This window comes from Cellulosimicrobium sp. NPDC057127, assembly GCF_042670945.1.
Taxonomy (GTDB): Bacteria; Actinomycetota; Actinomycetes; order Actinomycetales; family Cellulomonadaceae; genus Cellulosimicrobium.
Map to the genome: position 1 here is coordinate 24,216 of NZ_JBHUUP010000021.1, position 13,431 is coordinate 37,646.

Consider the following 13,431-nt stretch of genomic DNA (forward strand, 5'->3'; position numbering starts at 1 on the left):
GGTGTGACTTCCCCCGCCGGTACCCCTGATCCTGCTGCGCCCGAGAACGGCCCCGTCGGCGACGCGTCGACCGCGGACGACGTCCCTGAGCAGATGCAGGTCCGCCGCGAGAAGCGGGAGCGGATCCTCGCGCGCGGCGACGAGGCGTACCCCGTCTCGGTGCCCCGCACCCACACCGTCGCGGAGGTCCGCGCCGCCTACGCGCACCTCGAGGCCGGCGAGGAGACGCAGGACGAGGTCGGCGTCGCGGGGCGGGTCGTGTTCCTGCGCAACACCGGCAAGCTGTGCTTCGTCACCCTGCAGGACGGCGAGGGGAACCGGCTGCAGGTGATGCTCAGCCAGGCCGTGGTCGGCGAGGAGTCGCTCGCGGACTTCAAGGCCGACGTCGACCTCGGGGACCACCTGTTCGCGCACGGGCGCGTGATCAGCTCCCGTCGTGGTGAGCTGAGCGTGTTCGCGGATTCCTGGAAGGTGGCGGCCAAGGCGTTGCGCCCCCTTCCCGTGCTGCACAAGGACCTGTCCGAGGAATCGCGTGTCCGACAGCGTTACGTCGACCTCATCGCACGTCCCGCGGCGCGCGACATGGTGCGTTTCCGTGCGGCCGTCGTGCGTTCTCTGCGCGACAACTTCCACCGCCGCGGATATCTCGAGGTGGAGACCCCGATGCTGCAGACCGTCGCCTCCGGCGCGGCGGCCCGTCCATTCACGACGCACATGAACGCGTACGACATGGACCTGTTCCTGCGCATCGCCCCGGAGATCTTCCTCAAGAAGGCCGTCGTGGGCGGCGTGGAGCGCGTCTTCGAGATCAATCGGAACTTCCGCAACGAGGGCGCCGACTCCACGCACTCGCCCGAGTTCGCGATGCTCGAGGCGTACGAGGCGTACGGCGACTACGACACCATGGCGGCCCTCACGCAGGACCTCGTGCAGACCGCGGCGCAGGACGCGCTGGGCACCACGACCATCTCCCTCCCCGACGGCTCCGAGTACGAGCTGGGCGGGGAGTGGGACACGATCACGATGTACGGCTCGCTGTCGCAGGCCCTCGGCGAGGAGATCACTCCCGGGACGCCGGTCGCCGCGCTGACCGCGATCGCGGACCGCCTCGAGGTGGCGTACGACGCGAAGCGGGCGAGTCACGGCAAGCTCGTCGAGGAGCTGTGGGAGCACCAGGTGGGCGACGCCCTCGTGGCCCCGACGTTCGTGCGGGACTTCCCGGTCGAGACGTCGCCGCTGACGCGCGACCACCGCAGCGTCCCGGGCGTCGTCGAGAAGTGGGACCTGTACGTGCGCGGCTTCGAGCTCGCGACCGCGTACTCCGAGCTCGTCGACCCCGTGGTGCAGCGCCAGCGGTTCGAGGCGCAGGCGCTGCTCGCCGCGGCCGGCGACGAGGAGGCCATGCGGCTCGACGAGGACTTCCTCACCGCGATGGAGCACGCGATGCCGCCGTCGGGCGGCATGGGCATGGGCATCGACCGGCTGCTCATGGCGCTGACCGGCCACGGCATCCGGGAGACCATCCTGTTCCCGCTCGTCAAGCCTGCGCAGCAGGCGACGGAGCGCAGGGAGGACGCATGAGCGACGTGCTGCCCGCCCTCGCCGCGCTCGTCCCGTCGGTCGGCGTCGGCCTGCTCTTCTGGGTCGCCATGCGCTACATCGTGCGCGCCGACCGCAACGAGCGTGCCGCGCTCGCGCGCCTGGACGCCGAGGAAGAGGCGTCCGAAGGAGCCGTGCAAACGTCGTCGGCGGTGAACCCGGACAACCGTGCGGAACAAAGCTGACGCAGAATTCGGCCGCCGCTTCCCGTAAATTGCTCGGTCGCACGGCCGCGTCAATTGACGTCGTTGTTGACCGCTGGCATCCTGACAGGGCAATCTCTTTCCGGTGAAGCGTGAGGAAACCACAGTGGCCCAGAAAGTCCAGGTAATTCTCGTGGACGACATCGACGGGGGAGCGGCCGACGAGACCGTGACCTTCGCGCTCGACGGTGTCTCCTACGAGATCGACCTCAGCACGAAGAACGCGCAGGACCTGCGCGACGCGATGGCGACGTGGGTCGGGAACGCACGAAAGGTGTCCTCCCGACCGTCCTCCAAGCCGGCCCGACGCGGGCGCAGCACGGGCGCGGCGCGCGCCACCGAGATCCGCGAGTGGGCGCGGGAGAACGGCTACCAGGTCAACGACCGCGGCCGTATCTCGCAGGAGATCCAGACCGCGTACGACGCGGCTCACTGATCAGCAGGACGTCCCGGAGCGCGCTGCTGCCGGACGTCCCTCCACGACGCCGGGGCGCTCGCCCGACGGTCCGCCGACCGTCGCGCGGGCGCCCCGTCGTCGGTCCGGCGAGACGGCGGGGGAGAACTAGGCTCGGGGGATGACCGTCGCGACGCACGCCCTGTGGATCGGCACCTACCCGCACCCTGCGGCGGACCGTCCCGAGGGCGTGTGGCACGTCGAGCTCGACGCGGGGCAGGGTGCGTTCACGCGAGCGCGCCTCGCGGTCGAGACCCCGTCCCCCTCGTTCCTCGCGGCCGCGGCCGGCGCGGACGCGGGTCCGGGCGGCGGCACGCTGTACGCGGTCGACGAGCGCGAGCACGGTGCCGTGTCGGCGTTCGCCGTGGGCCTCGACGGCACCCTGTCGCCGCGAGGTGCGGCGGTGCCGAGCGGGGGCTCGTCCCCGTGCTACGTGCTCGCCCGCGACACGCAGGTGCTCGTCGCCAACTACGGCGACGGCGTCCTGGGGGTCGTCGCCACCGAGGGGTCCGGCGCGCTCGCCGGCCCCGCGCACCCGCAGCCTCACTCCGGTTCGGGCCCCGACGTCGAGCGTCAGGACGGCCCGCACGCCCACTACGTGCTCGACGACGGCCGCGGCGGCGTGCTCGTCTCCGACCTCGGTACCGACGCGCTGTGGCGCCACGCCGTCGACGCGCACGCGGACTCGCCCGGCGGCGCCCCGCCGCGCGTGGCCGCGACGCTCCCGCCGGGCACCGGGCCGCGCCACGTCGCCGCGCTCCCCGGCGGGCACCTCGTCGTCGTCGGCGAGCTGGACCCGGCGCTCTTCGTCCTCTCCCCGGTGGCGGACGGCTCCTACGACGTCGTCGCCCGCCACGAGGCGACCCGCGCCCCGCAGGGCTCGCGTCGTCAGCCCTCGCACGTCGAGGTCACGGCGGACGGCACGCGGGTGCTCGTCGCGGTGCGCGGCGTCGACGTGCTCGCCGTGCACGCCGTCGTGCCCGCTCCCGACGGCGGCGCCGCGGTCCTCGAGCACCTCGCCGACAGCCCGGTGGGCGGGGCGTGGCCGCGGCACTTCGCGGTCCTGACGGGCCCGGGGAGGGACGTGGACCACGACCTCGTCGTCGTCGCGAACCAGGAGGACGACCCGGCGCGCGCCGGCGACGGCCCGACGTCGGGCCTCGCGCTCCTGCGTGTCGCGCGCGCGGACGGCACCGCCGAGCTGCTCGACGTCCTCGAGCTGCCCGCGCCCGCCTGCGTCGTCGAAGTGCCCCGCGCGTGACCGACGACCGGACGGCCCCGCCGTCGAGCGGCCTGCGCGTGGCGATGCTGTCCGTCCACACGTCCCCGCTCGACCAGCCGGGGACGGGTGACGCCGGCGGCATGAACGTGTACGTCACCGAGCTGTCGCGGGCGCTCGCGCGCCAGGGCGCACAGGTGGAGATCTTCACGCGCGCGACGTCGTCCGCGCAGGAGCCGTGCGTCGAGGTGGCCGACGGCGTGAGCGTGCGCCACGTCGTCGCGGGCCCGTTCGAAGGGCTCGACAAGAACGACCTGCCCGGCCAGCTCTGCGCGTTCACCGCGGGCGTCCTGCGGGCGGAGGCGCACCGGCACGTCGGCTGGTACGACGTCGTGCACACCCACTACTGGCTGTCGGGGCAGGTGGGCTGGCTCGCGGCCGACCGCTGGGACGTGCCGCTCGTCCACACCATGCACACCCTCGCCCGCGTGAAGAACGCGGCCCTCGCACCCGGGGACGCGCCCGAGCCGCTGGGCCGCATCATCGGCGAGGAGCAGGTGGTCGCCGAGGCCGACGCCCTCGTCGCCAGCACCGAGGCGGAGGCGCAAGACCTCGTGCGCGACTACGCCGCCGACCTCGCGCGCGTGCACGTCGTCCCACCGGGGGTCGACCTCGACCTGTTCTCGCCCGGCACACCGTCCGGCGCGTCGTCCCGCGCCTCGTCCGGGGGCGCGGGCGACCCCGCGGCCCGGGCGGCACGGCGCCGGGCCGTGCGCGCGGAGCTCGGCCTGCCCGTCGACGGCGGCCTCGTGCTCTTCGCGGGGCGCGTCCAGCCCCTCAAGGCGCCGGACCTGCTCGTGCGCGCCCTCGGCGTGCTCGCGGACCAGGGCCGACCGGTGCCCACGCTGGTCGTGCTCGGCGGGCCCAGCGGCCGGCGGACCGCCGTGCGCGAGCTCGAGGCGCTCGCCCACCAGGCCGGCGTCAGCGACCGTGTCGTCACGCGCCCGCCCGTGCCGCGCGAGGAGCTCGTGCGCTACTACCGTGCCGCGGACGTCGTCGCGGTGCCGTCCCACAACGAGTCGTTCGGGCTCGTGGCCGCCGAGGCGCAGGCGAGCGGGACGCCCGTGGTCGCGGCCGCCGTCGGCGGGCTGCGGTCGGTCGTCGAGGACGGCGTCTCCGGGGTCCTCGTGCCCGACCACGACCCGTCGACGTGGGCACGCGCCCTGGGCGACCTGCTCGCGGACGACGCGCGGCGCGACGCGCTCGGCGTCGGCGCGCGGCGCGTCAGCGAGCGGCTCGGCTGGGACGAGGTCGCGCTGCGGATGCTCGACGTCTACGCGCAGGCGAGGAAGGTCCGCGCCGCCCGCTGAGGTGGCGGGTCAGTCCGTGCGCTCGAGGACGAGGACCGGGATGCGGCGCGACGTCTTCTCCTGGTAGTCCGCGTACGGCGGGTAGGCCGCGACGGCGCGCTCCCACCACAGGTCGCGCTCGTCGCCCTCGACCTCGCGCGCGGCGTACTCGTGCTTCTCCGGGCCGTCCTGCAGCTCGACCTCCGGGTGGGCGACGACGTTGTGGTACCAGACGGGGTGCTCCGGCGCGCCGCCGAGGGAGGCGATCACCGCGTAGTCCCCGTCGTGCTCGACGCGCATGAGCGGCGTCTTGCGGACCTTGCCCGTGCGGCGCCCGAGCGTCGTCAGGACGACGACCGGCATGCCGCGCAGCGTCGTCGCGTCGGTCCCTCCCGACTCCTCGTACCGCTCGGCCTGGCGGCGTGCCCAGTCGCTCGTGCTCGGTGCGTACTCTCCGTGGATCGGCATGCCAGCGGGAACCACGTCGCAGCGCCGGTGATTCCCACCGGGACGCGGCCGGGTCCTTCGTCCCCTCGCGGCGGCGGACCGTCACCACGGGGTGGGACGCGCGTGCCCCGGGAGGGGGCGGTGCGGCAGGATGGAGCCATGACCTACACCCTCGTGCTGCTCCGCCACGGCGAGAGCGACTGGAACGCGAAGAACCTGTTCACCGGCTGGGTGGACGTGGCGCTGTCGGAGAAGGGCGTCGAGGAGGCGAAGCGCGGCGGCACGCTCCTCGCCGAGTCGCAGATCTCGCCCGACGTCGTCCACACGTCCCTGCTGCGCCGGGCGATCTCGACCGCGAACCTCGCGCTCGACGAGGCCGACCGCCACTGGATCCCGGTCAAGCGCTCGTGGCGGCTCAACGAGCGCCACTACGGCGCCCTCCAGGGCAAGAACAAGAAGCAGACGCTCGAGGAGTTCGGCGAGGAGCAGTTCATGCTCTGGCGCCGCTCCTACGACGTGCCGCCGCCCGAGATCGAGCTCGGCTCGGAGTTCTCGCAGGACACCGACCCGCGGTACGCCGACGCGCCCGTCGTGCGCACGGAGTGCCTCAAGGACGTGCTCGAGCGCGCGCTGCCGTACTGGGACGGCGAGATCGTCCCCGACCTGAAGGCCGGGAAGACGGTCCTCGTGGCAGCGCACGGCAACTCGCTGCGCGCGCTCGTGAAGCACCTCGACGGCATCTCGGACGAGGACATCGCGGGTCTCAACATCCCGACCGGCATCCCGCTGCTCTACGAGCTCGACGAGGACTTCCAGCCCGTCACGCGCGGCGGTCGCTACCTCGACCCGGAGGCCGCGAAGGAGGCCGCCGCGGCGGTCGCGGCGCAGGGCCGCTGAGGAGTCTCACCGGGGCGTGACAGCACGAAGGAGGCGCGGATCGACGATCCGCGCCTCCTTCGTCGTGCTGCGGTCAGGCGGTCGCGCGCTGGCCCGTCGGTGCGCCGCGGTCGTCGGCGAAGTCGCCCGTGACGAGGTACGTGACGCGCTTGGCGATCGAGACGCCGTGGTCGCCGAACCGCTCGTAGTAGCGGCCGACGAGCGTGACGTCGACCGTCTCCTGCGCCGTGCCCGACCACGAGCTGTCGAGGATCGCCGTGAACGTGTCCTGGTGGAGGCGGTCCAGCAGGTCGTCGTCGCGCTCGATGTTGGCCGCGACGGTGAGGTCGCGCGTCGTGAGCAGCGTCGTCGTGCGGCGTGCCACGCGGTCCGCGGCCTCGTTCATCTGCTCGAACGTCCGGTGCGCGGCGGGCGCGATCGCGCGCGCCGGGTAGCGGCCCCGGGCGACCTGCGCGATGTGGCGGGCGAGGTCGCCCATGCGCTCGAGGGTCGCGCTCATCCGCAGCGCGCTCACGACGACGCGCAGGTCCGTCGCGACCGGCTGCTGCTGGGCGAGCAGCAGCACGCACCTCTCGTCGAGCGCGCGCTCGAGGGTGTCGATGGCGTGGTCCGCCGCGATGACCTGCTGCGCGAGCTGCAGGTCGGCCGTGAGCAGCGCCTGCCCGGCGCGGCTGATCGCCGACTCCACCAGCCGGCTCATCTCGGTCAGGTCGTCACCGACCTGCTTCAGCTCGGCCTCGAAGATCTCCCGCATCGCATCCCTCTCGTCGTGACCGGGCGGGTGCCGTGGGGCCCCCGCCCGTGGCGCACCGGACCGCCCGGGCGGGCGGGTGCGTCGTCGGCTCGGAGCAGCCTCGCAGGCGCGGTGGTCCGCGCGGTGAACGCCAGTGCGCCGCGAGGTGAACACTTGGCGGCGCGGGGCCCGCGAGACCCCCGGAGGGCCGGGGAGGGAGCGCGCCGACCGTAGGCTGGGCCCGTGGAAGCCGAGAGCCTCATCGAGGGCGCGACCGTGCTGCTCGCGGGCATCGTGGGCGTCGTGGTCGGCGTCGTCGCGGCCGTCGCCTTCCGCGTGAGCGAGCGCGCGCAGAAGGGTGCGGCCGCGGAACCGGCGCGCGAGCTCGACGAGGGTCTCGTGCGGGTGCTCGCGGTCCTGCGCTCGGCGGCGGTCGTGCTCGACGACGAGGGCGAGGTCGTGCGGGCCAGCCCGCCGGCGTACGCGCTGGGCGTCGTCCGCGGCGACATGGTCGCCCACGCCGCGATCCGCGACATGATCGACGACGTCCGCCGGGACGGCGTGATCCGCGACGAGGAGCTCGAGCTGCCCCGCGGACCCGTCGGCCGGGGGACCGTGATGCTCCAGGTCCGCGTCGCGCAGGTCGGCCCCGAGCACGTGCTCGTCCTCGCCGAGGACCGGACGGAGGCGCGCCGCGTCGAGGCGATCCGCCGGGACTTCGTCGTGAACGTCTCCCACGAGCTCAAGACGCCCGTCGGCGCGCTCGCGCTGCTCGCCGAGACCGTCCAGGACGCCGCCGACGACCCCGTCGCCGTGCGCCGGTTCGCCTCCCGCATGCACGCCGAGGCGACGCGCCTGTCGGCGCTCGTGCACGAGATCATCGAGCTCTCGCGGCTGCAGGTCGCCGGCGCGCTCCAGCAGGTCACGGTGGTGCCCGTGCGCGGCGTGGTCGAGGAGGCCGTGGACCGCGCCCGCACGACCGCGCAGGGCAAGGGCATCACGCTCACGACCGGCGGTGACCTGGACGCGGCGGTGTACGGCGACCACGCCCTGCTCGTGACGGCGGTGCGCAACCTCCTCGACAACGCGGTCGCCTACTCGGGCGAGAACACGCGCGTCGGCGTGGGGGTGAGCCGCGCCGGCGAGCTCGTCGAGATCGCGGTCGTCGACCAGGGCATCGGCATCGCGGCGGACGAGCAGGCGCGCGTGTTCGAGCGCTTCTACCGTGTGGACCCCGCGCGCTCGCGCGACACGGGAGGCACGGGCCTGGGGCTGAGCATCGTCAAGCACGTCGCGGCCGACCACGGCGGCGAGGTGACGATGTGGTCGGAGCCCGGACGCGGCTCGACCTTCACCATCCGCCTGCCCGCGGCGGAGTCGCCACCCGGTACCGGCGGCCCGATCGGCCCGCCGGAGACGGGCACCACCGGCGACGGAGCCGAGCAGGACCAGCGTGACGAGAGCACGGACGAGGCACGGAGCAAGGAGGTAGGCGCGTGACGCGCATCCTGGTGGTCGAGGACGAGGAGTCGTACCGAGACCCGTTGACGTACCAGCTGCGGCGGGAGGGCTTCGACGTGGTCGAGGCGGCCACGGGGACGGAGGCGCTGGAGCACTTCGACTCGACGGGCGCCGACATCGTCCTCCTCGACCTCATGCTCCCCGGCCTGAGCGGGACGGAGGTGTGCCGCGAGCTGCGCCAGCGCGGTGACGTGCCCGTCATCATGCTCACCGCGAAGGACTCCGAGATCGACAAGGTCGTGGGGCTCGAGCTCGGAGCCGACGACTACGTGACGAAGCCGTACTCGTTCCGCGAGCTCCTCGCCCGCGTGCGCGCCGTCCTGCGGCGCAAGGGCGGTGAGAGCCACGGCGAGGCGGAGGAGGACGGCACCCTCGAGGTGGGACCGGTCCGGATGGACGTGGAGCGTCACACGGTCACGGTGGACGGCGCGGACGTCGCGTTCCCGCTCAAGGAGTTCGAGCTGCTCGAGCTGCTGCTGCGGAACGCGGGGCGCGTGCTGACGCGAGGGCAGCTCATCGACCGCGTGTGGGGAACCGACTACGTCGGCGACACGAAGACGCTGGACGTCCACGTCAAGCGCATCCGCTCCAAGATCGAGCCCGAGCCGGCGACGCCCCGCTACCTGCTCACCGTCCGCGGGCTCGGCTACAAGATCGCGGACGGAGACAGCGCGGCGTGAGCCGTCACCGGGAGCCGTCCCGCCGACGCGACGGCTCTCGGGAAAACGTCTGTGCACTGTTCATGCTGCGTTCATCCTGACTCGGCGCGCGCGTCACTCGGCGCTTCTAGCGTCCTGGACGTCGCCGGCACTCGCCGGTGCCTCGCACAGCTTCGAACAGGATGGATCGACTCGTGAAGCTCAGCCGAATCTCCCGCGCCGGTACCGCGGTCATGGCGGGGGCGCTCGCCCTCACGCTGGCTGCTTGCAGCTCCGACGCCGAGAGCTCCGACACCGAGCCCGGTGGCACCGAGAGCTCGTCGGGGTCCGACCTCGAGAGCCTCAGCGGCGAGCTCGCCGGTGCGGGCGCCAGCTCGCAGGAGAACGCCGTGGCCGGCTGGATCGCCGGGTTCAACGACATGGCCCCGGGCGTGACCGTGACGTACGACGCCGTCGGCTCCGGCGGCGGCCGCGAGCAGTTCATCGCCGGCGCGACGCAGTTCGCCGGCTCGGACGCGGCGCTCGACGAGGAGGAGCTGGCCGACGCGCAGGAGCGCTGCTACGGGGGCGACGTCCTCGAGCTCCCGCTCTACATCAGCCCGATCGCCGTCGTCTACAACCTCCCGGACGTCGACGCCGAGAACATCAACATGTCCGCCGAGACGCTCGCCAAGGTCTTCAACGGCGACATCACGTCGTGGGACGACCCCGCGATCGTCGCCGAGAACCCGGACGTCGAGCTCCCCGCGATCGACATCATCCCGGTGCACCGCTCCGACGAGTCGGGCACCACGGAGAACTTCACCGAGTACCTCGCGGCGGCCTCGAACGGCGCCTGGCCGCACGAGGCGAGCGGCGACTGGCCGGTCGAGGGCGGCCAGTCCGGCGCCCAGACGCAGGGCCTCATCGACACCGTCACGGGCGCCGAGGGCGCCATCGGCTACGCCGACGCCTCGCGCGCCGGTGACCTGGGCACCGTCGCGGTGAAGGTCGGCGAGGAGTACGTGCCGTACTCGCCGGAGGCCGCTGCTGCGGTCGTCGACGCCTCGCCGCGTGCCGAGGGCGCGACCGACACCCAGCTGGTCGTCGAGCTCGACCGCACGACGACCGAGTCGGGCGCGTACCCGATCGTCCTCATCTCCTACTCCATCGCGTGCGGCACGTACGAGGAGCAGGCCGACGTGGACAACGTGAAGGCGTACCTCGGCTACGTGGCCAGCGAGGAGGGCCAGTCGCGCGCCGCCGAGCCCGACGTCGCCGGCTCCGCGCCGATCTCGGACGAGCTGCGCGCCGAGGTCGAGGCCGCTCTCGACAGCATCACCGTCCAGGGCTGACACCCTTCACGAGCGGGCAGGGGGCCTCCGAGGTCCCCTGCCCGCTCGTGGCGGTTCCCCGCACACCCCCACACCCGACGGAGCACCAGTGAGCGTCACCAGCCCACCCCGGCAGAGCACGGAGCCGACCACGGCGCGGCGTGCCGGCGGCCCCACGTCCGGCCTCGGCGGCAAGATCTTCTCCGGTCTCGCGCACGGCGCGGGCATCCTGATCCTCGTCACCCTCGCCGCGGTGGCGGCGTTCCTCGTCATCGAGGCCTGGCCCGCCCTCACCGCGAGCCCCGAGGAGCTCGCGGAGATCTCCTGGTTCTCCGGCGGGTCGCTGCTCGCCTACATCGGGCCGCTCGTGTTCGGCACCGTGCTCGCCTCGGTCCTGGCCCTGCTGCTCGCGGTCCCCGTGTCCGTGGGCATCGCGCTGTTCATCTCGCACTACGCCCCGCGCCGGCTCTCCCAGGGTCTCGGCTACCTCGTCGACCTGCTCGCCGCCGTGCCGTCCGTCGTGTTCGGCCTGTGGGGCGCGCTCTGGCTCGCGCCGATCCTCGACCCGTTCTTCGAGTGGCTGACGACGACGCTCGGCTTCATCCCGCTGTTCGAGGGGTACCAGGCGCCCGCGCGCAACATCCTGACCGCCGCCGTCGTGCTCGCGGTGATGCTGCTGCCGATCGTCACCGCGGTGTCGCGCGAGGTGTTCCTCCAGACGCCCACGCTCCACGAGGAGGCGTCGCTCGCCCTCGGCGCGACGCGGTGGGAGATGATCCGGCAGGCCGTCATCCCGTTCGGCCGCTCCGGCGTCATCAGCGCCGCGATGCTCGGCCTGGGGCGCGCGCTCGGCGAGACCATGGCCGTGCTCATGGTCATCTCGCCCGGGCTGCTGTACTCGTTCTTCCTGCTCAAGCCGGGCCAGCACCAGACCATCGCGGCCAACATCGCGGCGCAGTTCCCCGAGGCGTCGGGGCTGTCGGTGAGCGTCCTCATCGCCACCGGCCTGGCCCTGTTCGTCATCACCTTCGCCGTCAACTTCGCCGCCCGCGCCATCGTCGCGCGGCGCAAGGACTTCTCGGGAGCCAACTGATGACCGCCACCACGCCTGTGCAGGAGACCGCCCTGCAGCTGACGGCGAGCGGGGTGCGCCTGCCGCGCTGGGCGCCGTACGCGTTCGTCGCGGGCTCGCTCGTCGTCGCCTTCCTCGTCCTGCTGGTCGTCGGATCGCCGACGATCGCCGGCGTCGTGGGTCTCGGCGCCGTGCTCTACGCGGTGGGCCTGACCATCACCTCGCGCGTGGTCGAGGGCGGGCGCTACGCCACCGACCGCCTGGCGACGACGCTCGTGACGTTCGCGTTCCTGCTCGCGATGATCCCGCTGGTCTCGCTCGTGTGGACGGTCGTGTCGTACGGCGCGACGCGGTTCAGCTGGGACTTCCTCAGCACGGACATGATGGGCGTCTACGGCTCGATGACGAGCGGCGGCGTCTACCACGCGATCATCGGCACGCTGCTCGTGACGCTGGCGTGCGCCGCCATCGCCGTCCCCCTCGGGATCCTCACGGCGATCTACCTCGTCGAGTACGGGCGGGGCCACCTCGCGCGGGGGATCACCTTCCTCGTCGACGTCATGACGGGCATCCCGTCCATCGTCGCCGGACTCTTCGCCTTCTCGCTCTTCACGCTGATCCTCGGGCCCGCGTACCGTGCCGGCATCATGGGCGCCGTCGCGCTCGCGGTGCTCATGACGCCCGTCGTCATCCGGTCCGTGGAGGAGATGCTCCGGCTCGTGCCGAACGAGCTGCGCGAGGCGTCGCTCGCGCTGGGCGTGCCGAAGTGGCTCACCATCGTCAAGGTCGTCCTGCCGACGTCCATGGCCGGCATCGTCACCGGGGTCATGCTCGCGGTCGCCCGCGTCATCGGCGAGACGGCTCCGCTGCTGCTCACCATCGGCCTCGTCAACCAGGTCAACTGGGACCTGTTCGACGGCCGCATGGCCACCCTGCCCGTCTTCGCCTACCGCCAGTGGGCGCAGGGCGGCACGGGCGTGGACCGCGCCTGGGCGGCGGCGCTCACCCTGATCATCATCGTCATGCTCCTCAACCTGGTGGCTCGACTCATCAGCCGCTGGTTCTCGCCCAAGAAGGCCCGATGAGCACCCCGGAAGGACCGAACGCCATGAGCAACCGCATCGACGTCAAGGACCTCAACATCTACTACGGCGACTTCCTCGCCGTGCAGGACGTCAGCATGACGATCGAGGCGAAGTCGGTCACGGCCTTCATCGGCCCGTCCGGCTGCGGCAAGTCGACGTTCCTGCGGACGCTGAACCGCATGCACGAGGTCATCCCGGGTGCGCGCGTCGAGGGCGCGGTCGCGATGGAGGGGGTGGACCTGTACGGCAACGACGTCGACCCCGTCGCCGTGCGCCGCCAGGTCGGCATGGTCTTCCAGCGGCCGAACCCGTTCCCGACGATGTCCATCCGGGAGAACGTCCTGGCGGGCGTGAAGCTCAACAACCGCCGGATGTCGCGCAAGGACGCGGACGAGCTCGTCGAGTCGTCGCTGCGCGGCGCGAACCTGTGGACCGAGGTCAAGGACCGTCTCGACCGTCCCGGCTCGGGTCTGTCGGGCGGTCAGCAGCAGCGGCTGTGCATCGCGCGGGCCATCGCCGTCAAGCCCCAGGTCCTGCTGATGGACGAGCCGTGCTCCGCGCTCGACCCGATCTCCACGCTCGCGATCGAGGACCTCATCGCCGAGCTCAAGGACCAGTACACGATCGTCATCGTGACGCACAACATGCAGCAGGCCGCGCGCGTCAGCGACCGCACCGCGTTCTTCAACATCGCGGGCACGGGCAAGCCCGGTCGTCTGATCGAGATGGACGACACGGCGACGATGTTCTCCTCGCCGTCCGAGCAGGCGACCGAGGACTACATCTCCGGCCGCTTCGGCTGACGAGGCGACCGCGGGCCTCGTGAGGTCCCGCGGCCGGCCCACGCACGACGACGGCGCCGCCCCTCGCAGGGGGCGGC

14 protein-coding genes are annotated in these 13,431 nt (G+C 72.7%); 12 read left to right on the forward strand and 2 right to left on the reverse strand.

Annotated features, from left to right (window positions below; translation table 11 throughout):
- Positions 1-3 precede the first annotated feature (3 nt).
- From lysS to mshA, 5 genes are all read left to right on the forward strand, one after another.
- On the forward strand, positions 4-1,581 hold the full coding sequence (gene lysS / locus ACFTZA_RS16000; RefSeq protein WP_378197081.1) for a lysine--tRNA ligase: 1,578 nt from the start codon (positions 4-6) through the stop codon (positions 1,579-1,581).
- Positions 1,578-1,784: a hypothetical protein gene (locus ACFTZA_RS16005; RefSeq protein ID WP_378197084.1), complete on the forward strand. Its 207-nt coding sequence runs from the start codon at positions 1,578-1,580 to the stop codon at positions 1,782-1,784. Before lysS ends, ACFTZA_RS16005 begins: the two co-directional genes overlap by 4 nt.
- A gap of 124 nt (positions 1,785-1,908) precedes the next feature.
- Positions 1,909-2,238, forward strand: coding sequence for an Lsr2 family protein (locus tag ACFTZA_RS16010; RefSeq protein ID WP_378197087.1), 330 nt, complete (start codon positions 1,909-1,911; stop codon positions 2,236-2,238).
- 139 nt (positions 2,239-2,377) lie between these two features.
- The gene (locus ACFTZA_RS16015; RefSeq protein WP_378197090.1) at positions 2,378-3,517 is read left to right on the forward strand and encodes a lactonase family protein; all 1,140 of its coding nucleotides are present in this window, start codon (positions 2,378-2,380) and stop codon (positions 3,515-3,517) included.
- A gap of 44 nt (positions 3,518-3,561) precedes the next feature.
- The gene (gene mshA, locus ACFTZA_RS16020; protein ID WP_378197123.1) at positions 3,562-4,845 is read left to right on the forward strand and encodes a D-inositol-3-phosphate glycosyltransferase; all 1,284 of its coding nucleotides are present in this window, start codon (positions 3,562-3,564) and stop codon (positions 4,843-4,845) included.
- 9 nt (positions 4,846-4,854) lie between these two features.
- Here mshA and ACFTZA_RS16025 read toward each other — a convergent pair whose 3' ends face one another.
- Positions 4,855-5,292: a nitroreductase family deazaflavin-dependent oxidoreductase gene (locus ACFTZA_RS16025; protein WP_378197093.1), complete on the reverse strand. Its 438-nt coding sequence runs from the start codon at positions 5,290-5,292 to the stop codon at positions 4,855-4,857.
- Between the two features lie 138 nt (positions 5,293-5,430).
- Here ACFTZA_RS16025 and ACFTZA_RS16030 point away from each other — a divergent pair, with 138 nt between their 5' ends.
- Positions 5,431-6,168 (forward strand): phosphoglyceromutase, encoded by a 738-nt coding sequence (locus ACFTZA_RS16030; protein ID WP_378197096.1) that lies wholly within the window; start codon positions 5,431-5,433, stop codon positions 6,166-6,168.
- 73 nt (positions 6,169-6,241) lie between these two features.
- On the opposite strand, the gene phoU is transcribed toward ACFTZA_RS16030, so the two are convergent.
- A complete protein-coding gene (phoU, locus tag ACFTZA_RS16035; RefSeq protein WP_378197099.1) occupies positions 6,242-6,922 on the reverse strand; it encodes a phosphate signaling complex protein PhoU in 681 nt (226 codons plus the stop codon).
- Between the two features lie 222 nt (positions 6,923-7,144).
- On the opposite strand from phoU, the gene ACFTZA_RS16040 reads away from it, so the two are divergent.
- The 6 genes from ACFTZA_RS16040 to pstB all read left to right on the forward strand — a co-directional run bounded on the left by ACFTZA_RS16040 (position 7,145) and on the right by pstB (position 13,354).
- A complete protein-coding gene (locus ACFTZA_RS16040) occupies positions 7,145-8,401 on the forward strand; it encodes a sensor histidine kinase (RefSeq protein ID WP_378197102.1) in 1,257 nt (418 codons plus the stop codon).
- Positions 8,398-9,102, forward strand: coding sequence for a response regulator transcription factor (locus tag ACFTZA_RS16045; RefSeq protein WP_378197105.1), 705 nt, complete (start codon positions 8,398-8,400; stop codon positions 9,100-9,102). Before ACFTZA_RS16040 ends, ACFTZA_RS16045 begins: the two co-directional genes overlap by 4 nt.
- A gap of 173 nt (positions 9,103-9,275) precedes the next feature.
- Positions 9,276-10,415, forward strand: coding sequence for a phosphate ABC transporter substrate-binding protein PstS (gene pstS, locus ACFTZA_RS16050; RefSeq protein WP_378197108.1), 1,140 nt, complete (start codon positions 9,276-9,278; stop codon positions 10,413-10,415).
- An 88-nt stretch (positions 10,416-10,503) separates the two neighbouring features.
- Complete coding sequence (gene pstC / locus ACFTZA_RS16055; RefSeq protein ID WP_378197111.1) at positions 10,504-11,487, forward strand: phosphate ABC transporter permease subunit PstC; 984 nt, start codon at positions 10,504-10,506, stop codon at positions 11,485-11,487.
- Entirely contained in the window at positions 11,487-12,551 is a 1,065-nt protein-coding gene (pstA, locus tag ACFTZA_RS16060) for a phosphate ABC transporter permease PstA (RefSeq protein ID WP_378197114.1), read from the forward strand. The genes pstC and pstA overlap by 1 nt, the downstream gene beginning before the upstream one ends.
- Before the next feature lie 23 nt (positions 12,552-12,574).
- Positions 12,575-13,354, forward strand: a complete 780-nt coding sequence (gene pstB / locus ACFTZA_RS16065) for a phosphate ABC transporter ATP-binding protein PstB (protein WP_378197126.1) — start codon at positions 12,575-12,577, stop codon at positions 13,352-13,354.
- The last annotated feature ends 77 nt before the right edge of the window (positions 13,355-13,431 follow it).